This window comes from Desulfomicrobium norvegicum, from assembly GCF_900114595.1.
GTDB classification, from domain to species: Bacteria; Desulfobacterota; Desulfovibrionia; order Desulfovibrionales; family Desulfomicrobiaceae; genus Desulfomicrobium; species Desulfomicrobium macestii.
The window spans coordinates 304,341-327,332 of sequence record NZ_FOTO01000001.1 but is presented as its reverse complement, the minus strand read 5'-3'; the positions used below and the strand labels follow the sequence as shown (position 1 = coordinate 327,332).

Annotated in this window: 23 protein-coding genes; 11 read left to right on the top strand and 12 right to left on the bottom strand. The window is 61.6% G+C overall.

Annotated elements, in window-relative coordinates; genetic code table 11:
• The first annotated feature begins 29 nt into the window (after nt 1-29).
• From BMZ24_RS01515 to BMZ24_RS01500, 4 genes are all read left to right on the top strand, one after another.
• Nucleotides 30-734, top strand: coding sequence for a class I SAM-dependent methyltransferase (locus BMZ24_RS01515; protein WP_161949002.1), 705 nt, complete (start codon nt 30-32; stop codon nt 732-734).
• Nucleotides 735-745: 11 nt separating this feature from the next.
• Nucleotides 746-1,429: a Crp/Fnr family transcriptional regulator gene (locus tag BMZ24_RS01510; protein WP_092188563.1), complete on the top strand. Its 684-nt coding sequence runs from the start codon at nt 746-748 to the stop codon at nt 1,427-1,429.
• Nucleotides 1,430-1,550: 121 nt separating this feature from the next.
• On the top strand, nt 1,551-1,793 hold the full coding sequence (locus tag BMZ24_RS01505) for a type II toxin-antitoxin system Phd/YefM family antitoxin (RefSeq protein ID WP_092188561.1): 243 nt from the start codon (nt 1,551-1,553) through the stop codon (nt 1,791-1,793).
• Nucleotides 1,790-2,053 carry a Txe/YoeB family addiction module toxin gene (locus BMZ24_RS01500; protein WP_092188559.1) on the top strand — a complete coding sequence of 88 codons (264 nt, stop codon included), beginning with the start codon at nt 1,790-1,792 and terminating at the stop codon, nt 2,051-2,053. Before BMZ24_RS01505 ends, BMZ24_RS01500 begins: the two co-directional genes overlap by 4 nt.
• A 17-nt stretch (nt 2,054-2,070) precedes the next feature.
• On the opposite strand, the gene BMZ24_RS01495 is transcribed toward BMZ24_RS01500, so the two are convergent.
• The 4 genes from BMZ24_RS01495 to BMZ24_RS01480 are packed head-to-tail and all read right to left on the bottom strand — an operon-like array spanning nt 2,071 to nt 6,721.
• Nucleotides 2,071-3,054, bottom strand: coding sequence for an ABC transporter permease (locus tag BMZ24_RS01495; protein ID WP_092188557.1), 984 nt, complete (start codon nt 3,052-3,054; stop codon nt 2,071-2,073).
• Nucleotides 3,054-4,094, bottom strand: a complete 1,041-nt coding sequence (locus BMZ24_RS01490; RefSeq protein ID WP_092188555.1) for an ABC transporter permease — start codon at nt 4,092-4,094, stop codon at nt 3,054-3,056. The genes BMZ24_RS01495 and BMZ24_RS01490 overlap by 1 nt, the downstream gene beginning before the upstream one ends.
• On the bottom strand, nt 4,084-5,550 hold the full coding sequence (locus BMZ24_RS01485; RefSeq protein WP_092188553.1) for an ATP-binding cassette domain-containing protein: 1,467 nt from the start codon (nt 5,548-5,550) through the stop codon (nt 4,084-4,086). The genes BMZ24_RS01490 and BMZ24_RS01485 overlap by 11 nt, the downstream gene beginning before the upstream one ends.
• Before the next feature lies 1 nt (nt 5,551).
• Nucleotides 5,552-6,721 carry a BMP family lipoprotein gene (locus BMZ24_RS01480; RefSeq protein WP_092188551.1) on the bottom strand — a complete coding sequence of 390 codons (1,170 nt, stop codon included), beginning with the start codon at nt 6,719-6,721 and terminating at the stop codon, nt 5,552-5,554.
• Between the two features lie 283 nt (nt 6,722-7,004).
• On the opposite strand from BMZ24_RS01480, the gene BMZ24_RS01475 reads away from it, so the two are divergent.
• The 7 genes from BMZ24_RS01475 to BMZ24_RS01445 all read left to right on the top strand — a co-directional run bounded on the left by BMZ24_RS01475 (nt 7,005) and on the right by BMZ24_RS01445 (nt 13,982).
• The gene (locus BMZ24_RS01475; RefSeq protein ID WP_092188549.1) at nt 7,005-7,688 is read left to right on the top strand and encodes a cobalamin B12-binding domain-containing protein; all 684 of its coding nucleotides are present in this window, start codon (nt 7,005-7,007) and stop codon (nt 7,686-7,688) included.
• Nucleotides 7,685-8,704 (top strand): uroporphyrinogen decarboxylase family protein, encoded by a 1,020-nt coding sequence (locus BMZ24_RS01470; RefSeq protein WP_092188547.1) that lies wholly within the window; start codon nt 7,685-7,687, stop codon nt 8,702-8,704. Before BMZ24_RS01475 ends, BMZ24_RS01470 begins: the two co-directional genes overlap by 4 nt.
• Nucleotides 8,701-9,279: a DUF1638 domain-containing protein gene (locus BMZ24_RS01465; RefSeq protein WP_092188545.1), complete on the top strand. Its 579-nt coding sequence runs from the start codon at nt 8,701-8,703 to the stop codon at nt 9,277-9,279. Before BMZ24_RS01470 ends, BMZ24_RS01465 begins: the two co-directional genes overlap by 4 nt.
• The gene (locus BMZ24_RS01460) at nt 9,269-11,314 is read left to right on the top strand and encodes an ATP-binding protein (protein WP_161949001.1); all 2,046 of its coding nucleotides are present in this window, start codon (nt 9,269-9,271) and stop codon (nt 11,312-11,314) included. The genes BMZ24_RS01465 and BMZ24_RS01460 overlap by 11 nt, the downstream gene beginning before the upstream one ends.
• A 143-nt stretch (nt 11,315-11,457) precedes the next feature.
• Nucleotides 11,458-12,207, top strand: a complete 750-nt coding sequence (locus BMZ24_RS01455) for a DUF2238 domain-containing protein (RefSeq protein ID WP_092188541.1) — start codon at nt 11,458-11,460, stop codon at nt 12,205-12,207.
• A 136-nt stretch (nt 12,208-12,343) separates the two neighbouring features.
• Nucleotides 12,344-12,739 (top strand): helix-turn-helix transcriptional regulator, encoded by a 396-nt coding sequence (locus BMZ24_RS01450; RefSeq protein WP_208599790.1) that lies wholly within the window; start codon nt 12,344-12,346, stop codon nt 12,737-12,739.
• Nucleotides 12,740-12,917: 178 nt separating this feature from the next.
• Nucleotides 12,918-13,982 (top strand): type II toxin-antitoxin system HipA family toxin, encoded by a 1,065-nt coding sequence (locus BMZ24_RS01445; protein ID WP_208599789.1) that lies wholly within the window; start codon nt 12,918-12,920, stop codon nt 13,980-13,982.
• 36 nt (nt 13,983-14,018) lie between these two features.
• Here BMZ24_RS01445 and BMZ24_RS01440 read toward each other — a convergent pair whose 3' ends face one another.
• From BMZ24_RS01440 to BMZ24_RS01400, 8 genes are all read right to left on the bottom strand, one after another.
• A complete protein-coding gene (locus tag BMZ24_RS01440; protein ID WP_092188537.1) occupies nt 14,019-15,131 on the bottom strand; it encodes an ABC transporter permease in 1,113 nt (370 codons plus the stop codon).
• Nucleotides 15,128-16,255, bottom strand: coding sequence for an ABC transporter permease (locus tag BMZ24_RS01435; RefSeq protein ID WP_092188535.1), 1,128 nt, complete (start codon nt 16,253-16,255; stop codon nt 15,128-15,130). The genes BMZ24_RS01440 and BMZ24_RS01435 overlap by 4 nt, the downstream gene beginning before the upstream one ends.
• Nucleotides 16,252-17,964: an ATP-binding cassette domain-containing protein gene (locus BMZ24_RS01430; RefSeq protein WP_092188533.1), complete on the bottom strand. Its 1,713-nt coding sequence runs from the start codon at nt 17,962-17,964 to the stop codon at nt 16,252-16,254. Before BMZ24_RS01430 ends, BMZ24_RS01435 begins: the two co-directional genes overlap by 4 nt.
• Nucleotides 17,965-17,966: 2 nt before the next feature.
• Nucleotides 17,967-18,944, bottom strand: coding sequence for a secretion protein HlyD (hlyD, locus tag BMZ24_RS01425; RefSeq protein WP_092188531.1), 978 nt, complete (start codon nt 18,942-18,944; stop codon nt 17,967-17,969).
• Entirely contained in the window at nt 18,941-19,648 is a 708-nt protein-coding gene (locus BMZ24_RS01420; protein WP_092188529.1) for a CerR family C-terminal domain-containing protein, read from the bottom strand. Before BMZ24_RS01420 ends, hlyD begins: the two co-directional genes overlap by 4 nt.
• A gap of 168 nt (nt 19,649-19,816) precedes the next feature.
• A complete protein-coding gene (gene prxU, locus BMZ24_RS20060; RefSeq protein WP_192622963.1) occupies nt 19,817-20,533 on the bottom strand; it encodes a thioredoxin-dependent peroxiredoxin in 717 nt (238 codons plus the stop codon).
• A gap of 212 nt (nt 20,534-20,745) precedes the next feature.
• A complete protein-coding gene (locus BMZ24_RS01405; RefSeq protein ID WP_092188525.1) occupies nt 20,746-22,308 on the bottom strand; it encodes an ammonia-forming cytochrome c nitrite reductase subunit c552 in 1,563 nt (520 codons plus the stop codon).
• Entirely contained in the window at nt 22,301-22,777 is a 477-nt protein-coding gene (locus BMZ24_RS01400; RefSeq protein ID WP_092188523.1) for a cytochrome c3 family protein, read from the bottom strand. The genes BMZ24_RS01405 and BMZ24_RS01400 overlap by 8 nt, the downstream gene beginning before the upstream one ends.
• Between the last annotated feature and the right edge of the window lie 215 nt (nt 22,778-22,992).

Here is a 22,992-nt window from a genome sequence, read left to right as displayed (position 1 = left end):
CGATTCACGTTCACGACAAGGAGGCCGCCATGTCCATGTATTCAAAATTTGCCGCCTGGTACGACCGCATCTTTCCCTTCAGCCCCGGCGTCTACGCCTTCCTGACTCACCATCTTGGCGATCGGGGCGGGCCGGTCTTGGATCTTGGCTGCGGCACGGGCGACTACTGCGCCGCCTTCACCCGCGACGGCGTGCGGGCCGTGGGCGTCGACCTCGATTCCGCGATGATCTCCCAGGCCCGGGCCCGTGGACCGGAGACCGAATTTCATGTCCTGGACATGACGGAGTTTCCGACGCTCGGCGGGCCCTGGAACATGATCTATTCCATCGGCAATACCGCCGCACACCTGCCAGGGGGCCGCTTCTGGTCGTGCGTGGAAAACGTGGGCGAGCGGCTTCTGCCCGACGGAGTGTGGATCGTGCAGGTCATGAACTGGGACTACGTCTTGGGCCTGCCTGCTTTCAACTTTCCGGCCAAGGTCATGGAGGGGGCGGTCTTTCATCGCGCCTACGAAGACATCACCCCGGAAGGATTGACTTTTCATACCGGCCTCGACATCGAGGGACAGCGGGTCTTCGACGATCAGGTGCGGCTGTATCCACTGTCCTCGGCCCAGATGGTGGCCGGGCATGAAGCGCGCGGATTTCATCTGGTCGAGCATGTGTCCGACTACTCCGGCAGCGGCTTTGACCCCGAGGTTTTTTCAGCCAGCATCTTCGTATTCAAACGATAAGGACACGTTGCATGGATTTCATGACCGCCATGGGGCAGAGCACGCTCTTCAAGGGGCTTGGCCCGGAGGAACTCGCGCAGCTGGAGCGCATCAGCGAGCCACGCCACTACGACAAGGGAGACCTGCTCTTTGGCGAGGGCAAGGAAGGGGTTGGATTTTACGTAGTGCTGTCCGGCCAGGTGAAGGTTTTCAAGATGTCCTTCGATGGCCGGGAACAGATTCTGCACATTCTCGGGCCCGGCGACCCGCTGGGCGAGGTGCCTGTCTTTGCCGGAATGAACTATCCGGCCAATGCCCAGGCCCTGAGCAAATCGGCCCTCTATTTCTTTCCCCGCCAAAAACTCATCGAACTCTACCGCGAGAGCCCGTCCCTGGCCATGAACATGCTGGCCGTGCTGTCGCGCCGCCTGCGGGAATTCACGGTCCTCATCGAGAATTTGTCCCTGAAGGAAATCCCCCAGCGCCTGGCCACGTACCTCGTGCACCAGCAGTCCCTGAAGCCCGTCTCGGCCCGGGTCAAGCTCAGCGTGACCAAGGGCGTGCTCTCCAATATCCTGGGCACGTCCCAGGAGACCCTCTCGCGCGTGCTCGGCAAGCTGAGCCAGGAAGGCCTCATCGAGGTCCAGGGCAAGGAGATCACCATCCTGGATATGGAACGGCTCCGTTCCCTGGCGGACGGGGAGACGAGAATGTAGGGCGGGACAGGTTCCCTGTTCATGTATTTCAACCGGTGCCAGGGAACGGATTCAATTCAGATCTGAGGAGATTGACAGGGCGTACGTTAATACGTACGCTTTGTCGACAAAAGGGGGAATTATGACGATACTCAATGCAACGGAAGCACGTTCCAGACTGTACAGTCTGATCGATGATGCGGCGCTGACCCACAAACCGGTCGTGATCAAGGGAAAGAGGGCGAGCGCTGTCCTGGTGTCCGAAGAGGACTGGAACGCCATCACCGAGACCCTGCATCTTCTGTCCGTTCCGGGCATGCGCGAGTCCATCATCCAGGGCATGGCGACGGGCGTCGAGGAGTGCGACAAGGAACTCGACTGGTGACGTGGGAACTGCGCTTCACCGGTCACGCCGGCAAGGACGCGAAAAAGCTGGCCTCGTCGGGACTCAAACCCAAGGCCCAGGAACTCCTGGAAATCCTTCGAAACAACCCTTTCCAGAACCCGCCGCCCTATGAAAAGCTGGTCGGGGATCTCTCAGGCGCGTATTCGCGGCGCATCAACATCCAGCACCGCCTTGTCTACCAGGTTCTCACGGAGCAACGGGTGGTCAAGGTGCTTCGCATGTGGACGCACTACGAGTGAGGTCCAGCCCGCCTGGGCTATAGCCCCTTCTTCGGATCGAAATCCTGCCCCAACGCCGCGGGCGCGGTGATGGGCCAACTGCCCGAGAATCGTCCGAGGAAGGGGTAGCGGCGCATCATGTCCTGAACAAAGCCGATCCGGCCGAGGTTCACGGCCAGAAGGGTCAGGATCATCATGGGGAAGGGCGCCACCTGGAAGACCTGGGCCGGGATGGAGGGAAAGATGTCCTGCAGGTAGATGCCCGAGACCTGAAGCGCCGCGAAGAAATAGGCGCCGATGGCCGCCCGCACCGGGTGCCAGCCGCCGAAGATGACGATGGCCAGGGCGATCCAGCCCGCGCCTTCGCAGCCCTGGGGGCGTCCCCAGCCCGGCTTCACGGCCAGGGAGTAGGCCGCGCCCGCAAGTCCCACCAACGCCCCGCCGACAAGACAGGCCATGAGCCTTGAGAGCCTCACCCGGATGCCGCGCCCAAAAGCCGCCCGAGGCGATTCGCCCACGGCGCGCAGCCGCATTCCGGCACTGGTCTTGTACATCCACCACCAACACAGCGCGATGGCTGCCAGGCTGATGCTCACCATCGGCGACTGCCGTCCGAGCAAAAGGTCCAGCAGCGGAGTGTCGGAAAGGCCGGGAATGCCCCAGTAGCCAAGGCTCGGACCGGGCTGCCGGGAGTAGGAATGACCCAGAAAATAGGCCAGGTCGCGGGTCAAAAGGGTCAGGATGAATCCCACGGCCAGCTGCGATTGCCCAAGATAGATGTTGGTCAGGCCGAGCACCGACGCCACCAGCGCCCCCACGGCCATGCCGCCCAGAGCGCCGATCCAGGCGTTGCCAGTGATCGAGGCCAGGGCGAAGGAGGCCATGGCGGAGAGGATTATGGTCCCGTCGAGGGACAGGTTGATGACCCCTGCCTTCTCGGTGATGGTTTCGCCCAGGGTGGCCAGGACCAGCGGTGCTCCGGCCAGGAGAATGCCGGCCATGATGAGTGCGAATTCCTGCATCAGCGTCCCTCCCGGCGACGGGTTGCGTAGGTGCGAATGCCCTGGGTGACGAAGACCGACAGGACCATGAGCCCCTGGATGACGCCGCTTAGGGATGAGTCCAGGCCAAGCTGCAGGGGAAGCTGGATCGAACCCACGTTCAGCACGGCGAAAAAGAAGCAGATGAAGGGCACCGGCAAGATCCGAAAACCCGCCATCATGCCGATCAAAAGGGCCGTGTAGCCGTAGCCGGAGGAGATGCTCGGCAGCAGGCGATGATAGACGCCCAGCACCTGCACCGCCCCGGCCAGTCCGCCCAGGGCTCCGCACAGGGCAAAGGCCTGCAGCATGCGCAGGCGCGGGCTCAGGTCGAAGAGGCGGGCGGCCTTGGGATTCTGCCCCACGGCACGCAGCCCCAGTCCCCACTGCGTGCGCAGGAGCAGGAGCGCCACCAGCAGGAACGCCGCGCAGGCGAGGCCAAGCGCCGTCCAGCTGACAGCGAGGGAGCCGATGCGCTCAAGCCACAGGGAGAGATGCAGTGTCTCGGTTCCGCTCATGGAGGCCATGCCAGGCCGCTTCCAGGGACCGAAGATGAGCCAGATGGCCAGCCCCATGGCCACGAAGTTGAGCCCGAGACCGGAGAAAATTTCATGCACCCTGCCGTGGGTTTTGAGCAGCCCGGCCAGAAGCGCCCAGAGCGCGCCTCCAAGCATGCCCGCTCCAAGGGCCAGGGCGATGTGCCAGGGTCCGCCCTGATCGACAGGCATGAGCACGCCGGTGCAGAAGATGGCCCCCAGCACGATCTGTCCTTCGATGCCGATGTTCCACAATCTGGCCGTGAACGGGATGAGCAGGCCCATGGAGCAGAGCAGCAGCGGGACAAAGACCGTCAGCACCTGCCCGAACTTGGACGCGGAGCCGAGGCCGCCCATGAACAGGATGCGCAGGGTCTCAAGGGGCGGCGCGCCGGAAGGCAGGGCCACGAGCACGGTCAGGGCCAGCGCCATGGTCAGCGCGACGGCGATCCAGAGCAGTTGGTGCAGCCACGAGCTATGCGACATGAGCGCTCTCCGGTTTTTTTCCGGCCATGAGGGCGCCAAGGATCTCGACGCTCGCGTTCAGGCGCGGCACGTCGGCCACCAGCGTACGATCGAAAAAGACCAGCACGCGGTGGCTGTGTTCGATGACCTCGTCCAGATCGGGTGAAAAGAAGAACAGGGTCGCGCCGGAGTCGCAGCGTCCGCGCAGATGCTCCCAGACCTGACGGGCTGATCCGGCATCCAGGCCCCTGGTGGGGTGCTCCATGAGCAGCAGCGGGGCGTCGTCGGGAATGAGGGAGAGAAGCAGGCGCTGCTGGTTTCCGCCGGACAGGTCCTTGGCCGGGGTGTCCGGGTGGGCGCGCAGGTCGAAGCGCTCCACGCATTGCGACTGGTGAAATTCTTCCAGCCTCGTGGCGTGTTCCGGGAAGGCGAGCAGGATGTGGTCGCGGATGGACAGGTCCGGGAAGAGGGCCTGGCTCATGCGGTCCGCAGGCACGAAATGCACGCCTTCGTGGCGCAATGTCTTGAAATTCGTACGGGTGTGCCCGACTTCATTGAGAACGAGACGCCCCGAGGGCATGCGGTCCAGGCCGCACAGTCCGCGCAGGAAAAGCTCCTGGCCGCTGCCGTCGAGGCCGGCCAGACCGATGATTTCGCCGGGGGCGGCCGAAAGGTTCAGGGGGCCCAGGTGGTATTTGGGTCCGGCGAATATCGCCTCTTCCAATTTTACCCGACTGCTCTGTCCCGTTTCGGGCAAGGCGCTGTCCACGGATTGCGTGGCGGCATCGCCGAACATGCGTCGGACCAGCTCCTTGGAGTCGTAGGGGGGCGTGAGCCGTGCCTCCAGGCGTCCCTGGCGCATGACGAAGATGGCGTCGGCCATTTCCAGTGCCTCGGAGAGCTTGTGCGTGACCAGGATGACGGTGTGTCCTTCCTGACGGGCCAGTCGGGCCAGGAGGTCGAAGAGGCCGCGCTTTTGTTCCGGGGTGATGCCGGTGGTCGGCTCGTCGAGAATGAGCGTCGTGGCTCCGAGGTCGAGCAGGCGCAGCAGCTCAAGCAACTGACGTTCGCCCACGGTCATGGAGGCCACTGGTTCTTCGGGCAGGAAGCACACGCCCAGATGGTTGGAAAGCTCGCCAAGTCGGTCCACGACCTGCGTTCTGGTCCGGGGCGGACCGCTGAGGCGGAAGTTTTCCCAGACCGGCAGAGCGGGAAAATCCAGCGGATCTTGGTAGAGCATGCCCACGCCCAGGTGCGCGGCCGTGGCCGGGGTGAGGCCCGGGTGGACCTCGCCGCGCATGGATATGGTGCCGGAGTCGGGCACGGTGTGGCCGGCAAGGATGCGCATGAGCGTGCTCTTGCCGGCCCCGTTTTCACCCACCAGGGCGTAGATGCGGCCGGGTTCGAGGGTCAGGCTGATGGAGTCGTTGGCCCGAACCCGGCCGTAGTGCTTGCTGATGTCTTGCAGAACGATCATGTCATTTTGCGCTGGACTGGCCTTCCATGCCCTGCAGCAGCTGCTGCAGCGCCCAGATCTGTTCGTCCGTGGCCGCGTCGCCGTCTTTGAGGAAGGGGGTGCCGTCCTGATAGTTCAAGGGGCCGCTGAAGAGGTTGATCTTGTGTGCGCCAAGGTCCGCGACGAAGGAGTCGAGCAGGGCCTTGTTCTCGGCGGACAGGCCCTCGCCGACCATGAAGCCGATGGTGGACTTGTCGTGATCGTTGATGTCGGCCCAATGAGGAGCGTCCCACTGGAAGTCCTGCTTCCATGTGCCGTCCTGCACGGCCGTGGCCTGACGCAGGAAGGAGGGGCCCCAGTTGAAGTAGGGCACGCCGATGCAGGTCGGCCCCTGGCCTTCGCAGGCATGGGCGTAGTCGTAAGGGATGGCCCATGCGTCGCGGCCCTGGTCGCGCTTCTGGCGCGCCACGGTCACGGCCTCGGGGGTGTCGATACCGGAGATGACGACATCATACCCGCCGTCGAAGAAGGAGCCCGCGACCTGGGCGGGATCGGTGGTCACACCGGGGATGTTGAACCAGAAGCCGATCCAGCTGACCTTGAACTTGAGATCCTCGGCCTTCTTCCCCAGGACTTCGGTCCAGGCATAGCGGGCGCCCAGAAAGGCGGAGGCGGCCAGACGGCGGGTCTCTTCGTTGATCAGTGGTCCAAGGTAGGCGATCTTGCCCGTCTTGGAGGTCAGGGCGGCGCTGAAGCCGGCCATCATCTTGCCATACTCCATGCGCCCGAACAGGTTGCCCAGGTTGGCCGGGGCCTTGCCGGTAATGACGTCGTCGCCGGAGACGTGGACGAAGGTCTTGTCAGGGTGCAGGCTCGCGGCTTCGCGGATGCCGTCCTTCATGTCGTCGGAACCGGCGATGATCAGGTCCGCGCCCTTTTCTACCAGATCATCGACCACCTGCGGGATGGTCAGGCCGGGGCGGTCGGCGGGATTGACCTTGTCCAGATAGATGAGCTTCGTGCCGGGCAGTTTTTCCTCGACGTATTTGCCGCCTTCGTACTGGGCCTGGCTGTAACCCTTGTCGTTGTAGGGGCCGACCAGGATGAGGCCGATGGTGAGGTCCTTGGCCATGGCCGCGGACGGACAGAACATCAGGGTCATAAGACCAAGGGAGACCAGAAAACGCTTCATGTTTTCCTCCGGAGGTGATGGGCGTGGAGAGCACGCGCCGGGATGTGGCATCCGCGAAACGCGGTGTTTGCGGAAGCCGGGTGAAATAGGGGGATGTGTCGGAAAAGTAAATCCCGACTTTGCCACCATGGGCCGCGAAGTCAACAAGAGGATGCCGCGTGGGCTCGCGGAGACCCGAATAGTGTGTGACAACCGGGGCGATGGCGTAGGACACGTTGCCAAGACCGTGAGAGTGTGGTGAGATGTCAAAGAATGTGTTGTCCGGATTTGCAAGGGAGCGGTCATGACTGAAGAGAGGTGCGTCAATCTGGAATTGCGCCGTGAGATCCTGTATTCGCTGATGCTTGAAGCCAAGCGTGAGGAGGCTCTGCGGCTGTTGCTCGACCACGCGGGCGTACACGGTTTCCAGTCGGCGGTCAGCGCCCTGCTCGAACCGGTACTGGAGAAGGCGGGAGAAGCCTGGCACCGGGAGAACCTGTCCCTGGCCCAGGGCTATGTGGCCGGGAAGATCGCCGAGGATCTGTTGGTGGCCGCCGCCGAATCCGGTGGAGATCTGCCTTTGGACGTCAAGGGTCCGGTGGTCATCGGCAATGTGGAGGACGACTATCATTCGCTGGGGCGCAAGATGGTCGCCGTTTTCCTGCGTGCCGCCGGGTGGAAGGTCGTCGATCTGGGCAACGACGTGGTGCCGGGGGATTTTGTCGACGCAGCCCTTGCGAACGGCGCGAGGGTCATCGGGGTTTCGGCCATGATGCTGACCACGGCCGAGAACATTCGCGCCCTGCGGACCGAGATCGACGCCCGTGGACTTGGCGGCAGGATTCAACTGGCGGTGGGTGGCGCGGTGTTCAAGCTGCGGCCCGAACTGATGCTGGAGGTCGGCGGCGACGGCACCGCCCCCAGCGCCATCCAGGCTCCTGAACTCTTCGAGCGGCTTTGGGCCCAAAGCCTAGCGGAGGACAAATGACCGGCATGGAGCGCGTGCTTTGCGCGCTGCACGGGAAACCCGCCGACCGCCGGGCCTTCACGTTGGCCTTGAGCCTTTACGGCGCCAGACTTTCCGGGTGCCCTACACAAGAATACTATTCCGACCCGAAGCGTTATCTGGAAGGGCAGCGTAAGGTTGTGCGCCTCATCGATCCGGACATCGTGTTCGCCCCTTTTGCCCTGCCCTTCGAGGCGCTGGCCTATGGAGGGGAAGGGGTCTGGCTGGATAATTTTCCGCCCAACGTGCGCAAGCCCCCCTTTCGCGAACATGAGACGCCCGAGCCGTTGGGTGACGGGTTGCTTTGCGCTCCGGGCGTGTCCTATCTGGTCGAGTCAACGCGCCTCCTGGCCCTTGAGTTCGGGCCGTCGAAACCTGTCTGCGCCGTGGCCACGGCCCCCGTCGACCTTCCGGCCATGCTGCTGGGCATCGAGGCCTGGCTTGAGACGCTGCTTTTCGACCCTGAGCGTGCCGCGCGGCTGATGGATTTGGCCGAGGAACATTTTCTGCGCCTGACCGGAGCCTTTTTCGCGGCCGGCGCCGCCTTCGTGGCGATTCCGGTCATGTTCGCCAATTTGCGTCTGGTCACTCCGGCCCTGCTCGAAGACGCCGTCCTTCCCGCCCTGGCCCGGGCTTTCGGCCAGGCTGCGGGACCGCTCGTCTACCATCACGGCGGCAACCGCATCCTCGATCATCTCCAGCGTTTCTCCAGTCTGCCGAACGTGGCCGGCTTCCTGCTCGATCCGCGCGACAGCCTGCCCCAGGCCCGCGATATTATTGGCCCTGGGCGACTTGTGCTCGGCAACATGAATGGCCCTGGCCTGGCGCGCATGCAGCCGGACAAGGCGTATGCATCCGTGTCCACGCTTCTGGCCGAACGCGCTTCGGACAGGGCGTTCGTGCTCGCCTCGTCGCATGCGGACATCCCTTTCGACACCAGTCCGGACACCTTGCTGGCAGTGCGCAGGGCGGTCGTGGACGCGGGAGCTGTCGCATGAAAGACATCCTGGCCCTGACCTGCGGCATTTTTCAGGCGGAAATGAAGCAATTGGCTCCGCGATTTCCCCGCATGCGCTTCGTTTTTGCCGATTCCATGCTGCACATGCGCCCGGATCTGCTCCAGGACCGCATCGACGGCGTGCTCGCGCAGCATCCGTCCGGCAAGACGCTTTTCATCTACGGAGACTGCACCCCGCGCATTGTCGAACTGTCGCGCGGGTCCGGCTTTGCCAAGACCAAGGGCATCAACTGCTGCGAAATTCTGCTCGGACGCGAGGAATATCGCCGTCTGCGCAAGGCCGGGGCATTTTTTTTCCTGCCGGAATGGACGCTTCGCTGGAGGGATGTCTTCGAGCGTGAGCTGGGTTTTGCGGGCGGACGCGGGGCCGGGGAGATGTTGCGCGAAGTGCATAACCAGTTCATATATCTGGATACCGGGGTCATGCCCGTGCCGGCGGCCCTTTTGGATGAAATCAGCCGGGAACTTGAGATGCCCATGACCGTCCTGACGGTGGGGCTTGACCGATTGGAACAAAATGTCGCCAACGCGCAGGAGCTGCTCGATGCCCAGTGACGCCGGAGAACCGCGCGCCTTTTACCAGCTTTTCGCCGATCTGGCCTCGGGAACCTTGCAGCATGTCACGGATCCGGTGCAGTGCGCCGAGTATGTGGCGTCGCAGGTCCGGGAGCTTCTGGGCGTGAAGGCCGTGGCCGTGGTGGCCTGCCAGGGGCATGACAATCCGCATCTGCTCCTGGCTGTGCGTCCCTTGCGGCAGGAGACATTGTTCAGGAACCCGGCCATCGACCAGCTCATCCACGCAAGTCACGCCTCGCCGCTGGCCATGACCGTAAACCCGCAAGACCCGACTGTGCCGGGCAAGCTGCTTCGATCCCTCGGTCTGTCGGACTCCGTGATCGTCCCCTTGCGCGTCGGCAGCGAGATGATCGGAGCGCTGGTTCTGCTCGGACTCATGGACACGCAAGGCATCGAGACCATTGTGCACAGCCTTGATCGCCTGTCCTCCCTGCTGGCCCTGATCATGCGCCAGGCGGACCAGTACCGGGATCTGGAGCTGGCCGTTCGTGAGCGCACCACCGAGCTGCGGGCCACGCGCGACCGCCTGGAAGAGCAGCATGCCTTCTTGTCGTCCCTTCTTGCGAGCCTGCCCAATCCCGTGTTCGTACAGGACGTGCATGGCCGGATTCTGCGTTGTAACGATGCCTTCACTGCGCTGGTGGGAAAGCCCGAGCGCGAGCTTGTCGGCGAACATGAATCCCGGCTTCGGGACATCTTTGTCATGGAGCCCGCCAAAAGCGGGGGGGCGGCGCCTGAAGAGTTCGAATGCCTCGCGGGTGACGGCTGCGTGCGGCGCATGCTGACTTCCAGGGCGCCGTTTCATTCCAGTCAGGGACACTTGGCTGGATACATAAACGTCCTGACCGATGTCACGGATCTGGCTGCGGCGCGTATCGAGGCCGAAGCCTCAAGCCGGGCGAAATCGGAATTTCTGGCCAACATGAGCCATGAGGTCCGCACCCCCCTGAACGGCATCGTCGGCATGTTGCAGCTTTTGAGTCAGACCTTTCTGGATGCGGAGCAGAAGGAGTTTGTCTTCACGGCCATCCGTTCATCGAGAAGGCTGACCCAGCTCCTGACCGACATCCTCGAGATTTCGCGCATCGAGGCGGGCAAGATGGACGTTGTCGCCCAGGAGTTTCATTTCATCGACCTGCGTGACTCCGTGCGCGACCTCTTTGCCATACCGGCAAAGGCCAAGGGGATTGCACTTTCGTTCGAAGTCGACGAGGCAATTCCGTCCCACGTGGTGGGCGACGAGGGCCGACTGCGTCAGATCCTTTTCAATCTGGTGGGCAACGCCACGAAGTTCACATCCAGAGGCAGCGTCCACGTCGCGGCCCGGCGGATTGACGTGGGCAATGAGATGCACGTCGAATTCACGGTCAGGGACACCGGCGTCGGCATCCCCCGCGAGCGGCAGGATGACATATTCAACGCCTTCACCCAGGTCGACGGCTCGGCGGTCCGCCAGCACGGTGGCGTCGGGCTGGGACTGGCCATTGTCCGGCGCCTGGTGGACATGATGGGCGGATCGATAACGGTTCAGAGCGAGCCCGGACAGGGCACGACCATGACCGCGAGGATTCCGCTCATTCCCGGCCCGACGGTGTGCGGGGCCCGGGAAGAGGCCTCAGTGCCGACGGTTCGGGGCAAGCGCATCCTGGTGGTGGAGGATGATCCCATCAATCAGCTGGCCCTGACCCGGATGGTCAAGAAGCTCGGCCATTTTCCGACCCTTGCCGGCAACGGCCGGGAAGCTCTGGACAAGTTGGCCCTGGATGACTTCGACTGCGTGCTCATGGATATCCAGATGCCGATCATGGACGGGCTTGAAGCCACCGGCCGAATCCGTTCCGGCACCATTGCGCGCGTGTCCCCTCGAATTCCGGTCATTGCCCTGACCGGACACGCCATGCCCGGAGACCGCGAGCACTTCATGGAGCGCGGCATGACTGCCTATCTTTCCAAGCCTGTGGACATGGATTCCCTTGCTCGCCTCATCGCCGAGGTTTCGACCGGAGGCGTCTGACGGCATTGCTGCGTTTTTCGGGTGAGCCCGCCGCTGCGAGTTTATGCGTATTGCCTCTTTTAAGCTCCGCAAGTAACCACCATGCGAATGATGCGCTTTTCCCGTGGCCGAATAGTGAAATTGGAACGCACCGAGGTTATTTCATGAGATGGATGCAAATTGCTACACACAGGACGTATTTGCTGTGTCTGACTCTGCTGTTTTTTGTCGAATTTATTTTTTTAGCCTTTGATCCATACGACAGGAAGGATTGGCTCCTGGAAAATGTCCTTGTCGCCATGTTTTTGCTTGTTTTGCTTCTTACTGCAAAGAAGTTTCCTCTCTCCAGGATTTCCTACACGCTGATTTTCATTTTTTTGGCTATCCACGAGATAGGATCCCATTACACGTACTCCGAAGTCCCCTACGATGCCTGGTTTTCGTCCGCCTTCGGCACGACATTCAACGAACTGGTCGGGTGGGAACGCAACAATTTCGACCGCATCGTGCATTTCCTCTACGGCCTGCTGCTGGCCTATCCTATTCGCGAGGTCTATTTTCGTGTCGCCCGGGCGGACGGGTTCTGGGGCTATTTCCTGCCGCTTGATTTCGCCATGTCGACCTCCATGCTTTACGAACTGATCGAATGGGGCGCGGCGGAGTTTTTCGGAGGGGAGCTCGGGGTCGCCTACCTGGGCACCCAGGGCGATGTCTGGGACGCGCACAAGGACATGCTCCTGGCCAGCATCGGCGCGCTCATCGCCATGCTCGTCACTCTGGGGATGAACATGTATCTGCAGAAGGATTTCGCGCGCGAATGGTCCCGTAGCCTTACGGTCAAACATCCCGAACCCCTGGGCGAGGACGAGATCGCGCGCATGCTGGAAGGGCAGCGTGGCAGCGATCGGGTTTAGCCTTTTGCAAAGTCCCTCTTGCATCGTTGAATTGAGGGCGCGACTGCCTCTGTTTTGAATACTTATGACCATAATAATAGTCGTTCAATCGTTTAGTGGCTATCATTATGGTCTTTTTGTTTTGACAGAAGTATAAATGACCATTATATTAGGCGTTGTATCATTTAACGGATATAATAATGGTCATTCGGCGGTAAATATGGCGAAGTTAAGAACCTATTCCAAATATGCCCGAGACGCCGTTTTCCTGCTGGGGCAGCAAATCAGGCTGGCTCGAAAAAGGCGCAAGTGGTCTGAGATGAATTTGGCCGAGCGGGCGGGGATTTCCAGGGCAACGCTGCAAAAAATAGAAGCCGGTGAAATGTCGCCGGCTATCGGGCTTGTGTTTGAGGTCGCATCGTTGGTGGGGGTGCCTTTGTTTGAACAAGACCACCAGCGCCTGGCGACCAGCATTGATTTGACCCAAAGCAAGATAGCCCTTCTCCCGAAACGGATAAGTGAACAAGCACACGTGGTCGACGATGACTTCTAGGCAAAGCAATACAGAAGCCTACGTCTGGATATGGCTGCCGGGAAAAACCGAGCCTGTTGTCTGCGGAAAGCTGGTCGCCGATGGTGAGCTTGTTCGTTTCAACTATGGTCGCAGTTATCTGGAAAGACAGGATGCAATTTCTATATATGACCCCGAGTTGCCATGACGAGCAGGTGTCATGCCGCTGCTGGGAGACTTGAATATCCCCAACTGTATCCGGGATGCCGCCCCGGATGCCTGGGGACGACGCGTCATCATCAACTGGCAATTTGGGAAAAAAGGAGGTGACACGGATACGGCGGATCTTGGCGAGTTGACATATTTGCTTGAATCAGGTTCCGGCCGTATCGGTGCGCTTGATTTTCAGCGTTCTCCGACTGAATACGTTTCACGCGCGGCCGAGAATGCCACGTTGGAAGAATTGCTGGAATCCGCGGATCGTGTAGAAAAAGGGGTGCCCCTGACTCCTGAGCTTGACCATGCCTTGTTCCATGGCAGTTCTATCGGAGGCGCGCGGCCAAAAGCCCTGATTGAAGATCACGGTACAAAATATATCGCGAAATTTTCATCGAGTTCGGACTCCTACAGCGTGGTCAAGGCTGAATATGTTGCCATGAGGCTGGCTGAAACAGCGGGGCTGAGTGTCGCCCCCGTCAGACTGGTTCAAGCCGCAGGCAAGGACGTGCTGCTGATTGAGCGTTTTGATCGGATCCGTGTTGCTTCGGGATGGGAGCGCAAAAGCATGGTTTCCGCTCTGACATTGCTTGGTTTGAGCGAGATGCAGGCACGCTACGCCAGCTATGAGGACTTCGCGCAGAGCATTCGCGCACGATTTACCAATCCAAAAAAGACCTTGCATGAGCTGTATGGCCGTCTGGTGTTCAATGTTCTGTGCGGCAATACGGACGATCATGCCCGCAATCATGCCGCGTTTTGGGATGGACGTCAGCTGACCCTGACTCCGGCCTACGACATCTGCCCGCAAAACCGCTCCGGCAATGAAGCAACGCAAGCGATGCTGATTGTCGGCAATAACCGATACAGCCAGCTTAAGACCTGCCAAGAGGCTGCATATCTCTTCTTGCTTTCCACCGATGAGGCCACCGGCATCGTCGACAGGGTGATCATGGCCATCCGGGACAATTGGGATCGGGTATGTGGTGAAGCCCGGCTCACTCCCGTTGATAAGAATCTGATGTGGCAGCGCCAATTCCTCAATCCGTATTCAATCGGGCGTTACTGATTTTCTTGCCTGAAAAGGCAGTCGCCCGTTGCCGTACTATCCGAACCGTCTGCGGAAGATGATCACCGCGACCGTCAGCGTCCCTGCCGCGATGACCAGCAGCGGGATGGCGCTCTCCAGCACGAATCCAACAGACACGTCTTTGAGAAAGATGCTCTTCACGATGACGATGAAGTGCCGGATGGGATTGATCCAAGTGGCGGTTTGCAGCCACTGGGGCATGTTCTCGACCGGTGAGGCGTAGCCCGAGAGCAGGATGGCCGGCATGATGAAGGCGAAGGCCCCGAGAAAGGCCTGCTGCTGGGTGGCGCAGATGGCGCTGATGAAGAAGCCGACGCCGACCAGGGCCGCGAAGTAGAGCACGCTGCTGGCGTAAATGAGGGCCAGGGAGCCGGACAGGGGCACCTTGTACACGAAGATGGCGGCCAGGATGATGACCGTGGCCTGAAAAAGGCCCACCACCAGCACGGCCGAGGCCTTGCCGATCATGATCATTTCCGGGGTCAGGGGCGATACCAGCAGCTGGTCCAGCGTTCCGTGCTCGCGCTCCCGGGCCACGGACAGGGCGGTCAGGATGAGCGCGCTCACGGTCAGGATGATGGCCACAAGACTCGGCAGGATGAACCATTGGTATTCGAGGTTCGGGTTGTAGCGATGGCGGACGACCAGTTCCGATGCCGGCGGGCGTCCCTGGGCCAGGTTTTGTTCATTGAAATACTGCGTGGTGATGTCCTGGATATAGCTGGCCGCGATCTGGCTGCTGTTGGAGCGGCGGCCGTCGAGGAGCAGCTGCATGGGCGCGGGGAGCCCTGCCGCCGCATTGCGCGAGAAGTCCGGTCCGAAGCGGACCACCGCGATGGCCTGCTGGTTGTCCAGGGTCCTTTCAATCTGTCCGGCGCCGGACAGGTGGATGATTTCCGTAAAGGCACGGGCGCTGGCAAAGCGCTGGATCAGCTCCACCGAAGCCGCGCCCCCGTCCTCGTTCAGCACGGCCAGGGAATTGTTCTTCACTTCCAACGTGGCGGCCAGGGGGAAGAGGATGACCTGCAAAAGAACAGGGATGACCACCAGCTTGCGGCTTTGCGGGTCGGCCAGGAGAATCTGCAGCTCCTTTTTGACCAGGGCCAGGATGCGGCGCAGCCAGATCATGCGTCCAGCCTGCGCACGGTCTTGAGCGCGGTCAGGGTCAGAAAGAGAACGCTCGTGCCCGTCAGGAAGAGGATGTCGGGGAGTAGGATTTCCCAGACGTCACCGGCCAGAAAGATGGTCTGCAGGGAGCTGACCAGATAGCGCGGCGGCAGCAGATAGGTCAGGGCGCGCACGGGCGCGGGCATGCTGGCGATGACGAAGAACGCTCCCGAGAGCATGACGGCCGGGAGGAAAGCCACGTTCAGGGTGGTCTGGGCGCTGTCGAACTGGTTGCGCATGACCGAGGAGATGAGCAGGCCGATGCCGAGCATGCTGAGCAGGAAGACCGTCGTGACCAGCAGGAGCGCTCCCACCGAGCCCCGGAAGGGCACGCCCATGAGATGCACGGCGCTCAGCGCCACCACGGACATGGAGATCATGCCCAGCACGTAATAGGGCAGGAGCTTGGAGAGCAGCAGCTCGGCCCTGGTCACCGGGGAGGCCAGCAGGGCCTCCATGGTCCCGCGTTCCCATTCGCGGGCCACGACCAGCGAGGTCAGCATGGCGCCGATGACGGTCATGATGATGGTGATGGACCCGGGGATCAGATAGTGCCTGCTGATGGCCGCCGCGTTGTACCAGTACCGAACCTCCACCCTTGCGCCCTGCACGGCGTCCCGGCCCTGATCCTTGGCCCGGGTCTGCCGCCATTCCTGCCAGACGTTCTTCATGAACGCGGCCATGAAGTTTGCCGTGTTCGGTTCGGCTCCATCGGTGATGACCTGGATTGGCGCCGTTTCCCGGCCCTGGTCCACGATGCGCGAAAAATCCTGGGCCAGGACCGCGTAGCCCCGGATGCCCCCTGTTTCGAGCAGGGCGTCGAGTTCGGCACGGCTGCCGGGAAATATTTCGAAATAGGTCGAGCCGGTCAGCTTCGCCGTGAATGACGCCGCCACCGGCCCTCCGTCCTCGTCGCACAGGCCCATGCGCAGGCGGGTGGTGTCGAGGTTGAGGCCGTAGCCGAAGATGACCAGCAGGATCATGGGCAGGATGAAGGCGATGACGCCGCTGCTCGGGTCGCGCAAAATCTGGCGTGTTTCCTTGAGACACAGGGCGGACAGTCTTCGCCGGGACAGGAATTTCATGATGCCTCCCTACGGCGGATGAGCTCGACGAACGCGTCGTCCATGGTCGGTTCGGGCAGGGCGGGCGAGGCCACGTCGGCCTTCAGGTCGTCCGGCGGCGCCAGGGCGATGAGCTTGCCCTGATAGATCAGGCCGATGCGGTCGCAGTACTCGGCCTCGTCCATGAAATGGGTGGTGACCATGACCGTGACCCCTTTTTCCACGACACCGTTGATGTGGTTCCAGAATTCGCGGCGGGTCAGGGGATCCACGCCCGAGGTCGGTTCGTCGAGAAAAAGGATGTCCGGCTCGTGCATGGCGGCGCAGGCCAGTGCGAGGCGCTGCTTGTAGCCAAGGGACAGGTCGTCCGTCGTGACGCCAAGGAACTGCTTCAGGTGGAAGGATTCGATCATCGAATCCACGGCCTGTCGTTGCCTGGTCCGTGACAATCCATACACTCCGGAGAAAAATTCGAGATTCTGGCGCACGGTGAGCTTGCCGTAGAGGGAGAACTTCTGGGCCATGTAGCCCAGACGCTCCCTGGCCCTGGCCGGGCTGCGGCGCAGGTCGATGCCCATGACCTCGGCCCGTCCGGAGGTGGGCGCGAGGAGGCCGCACATCATCTTGAAGGTGGTTGACTTGCCCGCTCCGTTGGGTCCGAGAAGTCCGAAGATTTCCCCCTGCCTGATCTCGAAGCTGACATGGTCCGTGGCCGTGAAGTCGCCGAAGCTTTTGGTCAGCTCTTCGGCCTTGATCAGGCTTTCGTGGATTTCGGCTCGCGGCTGCATGGATGCGGCCAGGGCGGACTCACCGCCCGGGCCGCCGCCGAGCAGATCGATGAAGGCGTCCTCGAAGCGCGGGGAGACCTCCTTCCATTCGGTCGGGCCGGAAATATCCAGGGCCAAGGGATCGGGCCGGGCGGCGCCGTCCTTCAGAACGATGCGCAGGTTTCGTCCCTGGATGACTCCGTCGCTCACTTCCGGCTGGCGGAGCAGGGTCGCCAGCGCTTGCCGTCTGCGCCCCTCGACGCCGCCGAGGTGCAGGCAGCGTCCCCGCAGGCGGCTGGTGAGATCGTCCGGCTTGCCCGAAAACAGCAGGCTGCCCTGACTGAGCAGGAACACCGAGTCGCATGCCTCTGCCTCGTCAAGATAGGATGTGCTCCAGACCACGGCTATGCCCTGACCGGCGAGTTCATGCACCATTTTCCACAATTCGCGCCGGGAAATGGGGTCGACGCCGACTCCCGGCTCGTCAAGCAGGAGCAGGTCCGGTGTGCCCAAAAGGGCACAGGCCAGCCCGAGTTTTTGCTTCATGCCGCCCGAGAGCCGTCCGGCCAGGCGTTTCGTAAACCGTTGCAGGTCGGTGAAGGTCAGCAGCCGCTCGAAGGTTCGCGTCCGTTCCTCTCCGGTCACGTTGCGCAGATCCGCATGCAGGGTCAGGTTTTCCAAGACCGAAAGATCTTCGTAGAGGCCGAATTTTTGCGGCATGTAGCCCACCCGCAGACGGAGCTCGGGAGCGGTCACGGGTTCCCGGCCGAGCACGGTCAGGACGCCGCTGTCCGGGCGCAGCAGTCCGGCCATGAGGCGCATCAGGGTTGTCTTGCCCGCTCCGTCCGGCCCGGCGATGCCGGTGATGATCCCAGGTTCGATGGAACCCGAGATGCCGGCCAGGGCGGGCGTGTCCAGGCCGGGGAATGTTTTGCCGACGTCGACCAGGCTGACCGTGGCCATGGTCACTCCGCCAGCTTTACGGTGACGGGCATGCCCTGCCTAAGCCCCTGATCCGCGTCCAGCACGACGACCCGAAAACGATAGACCAGCGCCGTGCGCAGTTCCTCGGTTTCCACGGATTTGGGCGTGAACTCCGCCCGTGGCGAGACGTCTCCGATCTGCCCTTGGTACGGCTCGGGACGGGAGTCGGTGAAGACCAGCACCTTGCGGCCGGGGTGGACGAGGCCAAGCTGTGGTTCGGGCGCATAGGCCCGGACACGAACGGGAGAGACAAGGCTGACGGTCAGGGCCGTGCTACCGGGTTGCACGATGCTGCCCGGTTCCACGACCCGGGTCAGGGCCACGCCCGCCTCGGGCGCGGTGAGCACCGTGTCGGCGAGCTGCGTAAGGGCCTGGTGCAGAGCGGCGCGGGCGGCCCCCAGATTGGCTTCGGCCTGGCGGATCTGTTCGGGCCTTGATCCCGCCAGGAGCAGATCGAGGGCGGCTTTTGCGCTGCCCATCCTGGCCCTGGCCGTTTCGAACGTTGAGCGCGCGGTGTCGAAATCCTGTCTGGCCACTGCCCCGCTGGCGACAAGTTGCCGCTGGCGCTCGAAGATGAGGCGGGCATTGTCGTAGGTGGCCTCGGCTGCCGCAAGGTTCTTGCGGGCCTGTTCGATGTCTTCGGGACGTGCGCCGTTTCGCAGCTCCGCCAGACGGGCTGCAATGGCTCCGACCTCGGCCTCGGCCTGATCCACGGCGTTCTGAAACGGTTCCGCATCGAGCCTGGCCACGATTTCGCCCGCCCCGACCTCGTCCCCTTCCTCCTTCAAGACTTCCCGGACTTTCCCGCCGACCCTGAATCCAAGCCGAACCTCGCGGATGTCGACGTTGCCGTGAAAGACCGGGGGCGTGTTGTCGCGCGTGGCGTGCTGGGTGTGCCAGAAGTACCAGCCACCGGCGGCCGTGGCCAGGAGAAGAAAAAATACAAGGATGCGTTTCACGATGGATATTCCGGTTTGGGTTCAGTCGGGGTGTTCAGTCCGGCAACGAAGATGTCGAGATTCTCGGCCAGCATGTCGGCCACGGCGGCAGCGCGCTCGGCGTCGTATCCGTCCCAGCCCATGCGCCGAAGCAGGGTTTCCCGGGCCATGACGAAGGACTGCAACTGCCCGATGAGGGTGTGCGCCCGGAGCACGGCCCGGGGCGATTCGGGGTCGTCGCCCGTGATTCGGGCCAGGATGCGCGAGACCATGCGGTGCAGCGGTTCCACGGTGCCCTGGTAGAGAGCCTCGAAGGCGGCCGTGGGCTGGGTCTGTTCCCGGACCATGAGCATGGCGAACTGGGCGGCCTTGGCGTCGGTCAGGATGCCCATCGCGAAGCCGCGCTGGATGCGCTTGAGCAGTTCCACGGCCTGCGTGGGGTTTGTATCCGCCTCGTTCAGGGAGTCCCACGTCTGGCGGGCCTCGTGTACATGGTTGCGGAAGAAGCGCATCACCGCGTCTAGCACGGCGCCGTACAGGCCTTCCTTGCCGCCGAAATAGTAGGTGATGGCCGCGGAGTTCTGTCCCGCGATCCGGGCGATTTCACGGATGGTCACGCCATGGAGGCCCCGGTCGGCGAAGCATTGCAACCCGGCCTCAAGAAGGCTGATCCTGGCGCGGTCCGCCCGGCTTGGCGTGGGTTCGTGGAGAAGATCGATGTTCATGACGATGCGAATAAATCATCTGATTGAATTAATCAAGCGATTGATTGTTTTCCTGGGGGGATGGGCGCTGACGTTCGGCAGGACCCGTCGTCGTTCTCAGGGACGGGGGGGGAATGCGAAACGCCCGGGAAATCCGGGCGCTTCGTTTGGTGAGAGGTCGGGGCTGGATCAGTCGAAGGCCTTGTCCACGGTCCAGACTTCCCAGACCTTGCCGACCAGGCCCGGACCGGGGCTCAGGACCGGTTTGCCGGGTCTCCAGCCGGACGGGGTGGCCTTGGTGCCCTTGCTTTCGCGCACCAGTTGGAAGGCCTGGATCTGGCGCAGGGTTTCGTTGACGTTGCGGCCCACCGGAGGGGTCAGCACCTCGTAGGCCTGCACATTCCCGTCCGGATCGATGAGAAAGCGGCCGCGCACGTCCACGCCGCCCGCTTCATCGTAGATGCCGTACATCCTGCCCACGTTGCCTCCGCCGTCGGACAGCATGGGGAAAGGCACGGTTTTCGCGGTGATCATTTTCGAAAGTTCGTCGTCCACCCACATCTTGTGCACGAACATGCTGTCCGTGCTCATGGACAGGACCTGCACTCCCAGCTTTTCAAATTCCGCGTGCTTCTCGGCGACCGCCGAGATTTCCGTCGCTCAGACAAAGGTGAAGTCACCGGGATAAAAGCACAGAACCACCCATTTTCCCAGGAATTCGGACAGCCTGACGTTGGTGAAACCGCCGTTGAAATAGGCCGGGGCCGAGAAATCGGGGGCTTTCTTTCCTACCTGAATCATGGGGCGCGCTCCTTGGACTGGTGTTGCTGGTTGAACCGTTTCTTCCGGTGTCTGCTCGACCTCGGCTGTTGGCCTGGTGCAGCCTGCCGCCAATTCTTCTCCCATCACTGACCTCCGTGGCTAGTATTGATGATAACGATACTTCTTTCCAGAATGGATAGCTTAACCATATTTAATTGGCATCGAAAGGACAAGGTCCTTGGCGATATTTCATCAGTCAATGGGGGAAATATTTTGCGCGTGAAATTGAGGGGATAAAGAAAACGGGGGGTTCGGCGTAGTGCCGAACCCCCCGCGCGGTGACGGGTGCGGAATGACTAGCTGGACGCAGGGGCCGGGATGAGGCGTTTGTTGCCTTCCCAGATCTTTTCGGCCTTGGGAGTGACTTTGAGATATTTGAACCACTGGTGGCTGGCCATGTGCTCGGGATCCATCTGCAGTTCGCGGCTGTGCTCCATGATGGGCGGCACAAGTTCCTTGATGTCGCCGGACAGGGCCTTAGCCGTGGTGAAGGCCGCCGCCTTGATGGCGATGTCCACGGCGTTTTGGCTGTACTGCTGGGACTTGGCCAGGGTGTCCAGGGCCTTGGTCGGGTTGTGGAAGCCGACACTGTTCTCGGCGGACACGTAGTCCCAGAAGAATTGGCCCTTGCGGCACATTTCACGGGCATCGATCATGAGCTGGTCGTAATCGGCCGGTTTTTCGCCCTGGAATTCATGGGCCATGCGGATGGCTTCATGCGCCTTGACCGAGATGTCCTGGGCGGCCATGAGCTGCTGCCAGACCTTGTCCTGGGTGTAGATGACCCGCTGCTTCAGGTATTCGGGGCTCTTGTCCGTATGGCACTGGCGACAGGCCTTCATGTCCGGGTCCTTCAACGGCGAGTTCCAGTGGTGGTTGGACATCTTCTTCTTGCCGTCGAGACGGGTGTAGCTCATGTGGCAGTCGGCGCAGCTGACACCTGCCGCGCCATGCACGCCGTTGAACCAGGTCTCGTATTCGGGGTGCTGGGCCTTGAGCATGGGGGTCTTGGACACGGGGTGGACCCAGTCCACGAAGTTGCCTTCGAAACCGGGGATCGTGGTATCGCCGTGCCCCTTGTAATAGGAATAAATCTGTTCGGGGTCCTTGCCTTCGGCCCAGGGGAAGACGGGCTTCTTGGGCACACCCTGGCCAGGATCGGTGAAATAGTATTCCACGTGGCACTGGCCGCACATCAGGGCGCGCTGCTCGTTGCGGGAAAGGGTCTTGAAATCCTTGCCCTCGGCCTTCAGGTGGTCCTGCAGGGGCACGGAGTAGAGGCGCAGCTCCATGTTGGCCGGATCGTGGCAGTTGGCACAGCCGATGGTGTTGTCGTCCATGTCGACCTGCTCCCGGAACTGATTGAAATCCTTGGCCCAGAATTCGTCACCGTACTGCCCGACCCATTCGTTCATCTTGGCGGTCTTGCAATTCCAGCAGGTCGAAGGCAGCCCGGCCTTTTCGTCGTAGCGGTTCAAACGATCGATATGCAGGATGTCCTTGATGGCGTAGGTGTGACCGCGCGCCGCCTTGTACTCGTAGCTGAACGCGTAGCCGAGCCAGAGGTTCTTCAGGTAGGGCTGGGCGTGCTTGTAGCCTTCGGGCAGGGGATTAACGTTGTCGTGCTTGTTGTAGGCGACGGATCCGCCATACTCGGTCATGATTTCGGATTCGTTGTTGCGCAGGAACGTTTCATAATGAAGCGGAAATTCAGCCTTGAAGGCGGAGTTCTTGATCTCGTCGGATTTGAGCTTGGTCTTGAATTCCGGAGCCTTTGGTTCGGTCGCTTCGGAACAGGCGCTAAGGGCCAGGGCGCAGCCCACGGCCAGCAGGGCAATAAGGGATCGGGTGTTACGCATCGGCGGCACTCCTTTTGGCTACGGGGATTTTGGGAGAATGGGGCACGTGGCGGTGACAGTCGGTGCAGAACTTCTTGCTTTGCATCACAACCGTGGACGTCGTCGCGCCGTGGCAGCGCTGACAGTTTTCCTGGGTCACTTCCTTGGTTTCCTCGCCCGGATGGATGAGATCCGGGATGGTTTTTGTCACCGTGGCCAGGATGTCACGGGTGCCTTCCTTGGTCTTGAACGGTATCTTGGCCGCCAGATTGTGCGGCGCATGACACTCGTTGCAGGCCAGTTCGGCATGGACCGAGGTCTTGTGCGTAAAGGCCGCTTCCGCCATCGAATGGCAGCTGCCGCAGAAACTGGCCTGGTCCGTCGCGGTCATGGCCAGCGCCGCTCCTACCGTGACCACGATGCCCGCTATGGCCGGAGGCAAGGCGAACCGCCATCCCCGTCCGCTGGATGCATCTTTTTTTCGTGTCATACTCCCTCCTGTGAAAGGTGCTATGGGATCAACGTGAATGCCTGAACACCTCGAGTCGTTGATCCGGTGCCGACATTTGTCCTGGCTACGTATCAGAAATTCATGGTGAGTGGTGGTTAAAGTTGTAACAGAATTGAAACCTGTGTATCGGATAGTCCGTACGCAACGGAGGACTTGCCGGACGGGCGATCCGTTTTTCGGGAATGATTTTAAAG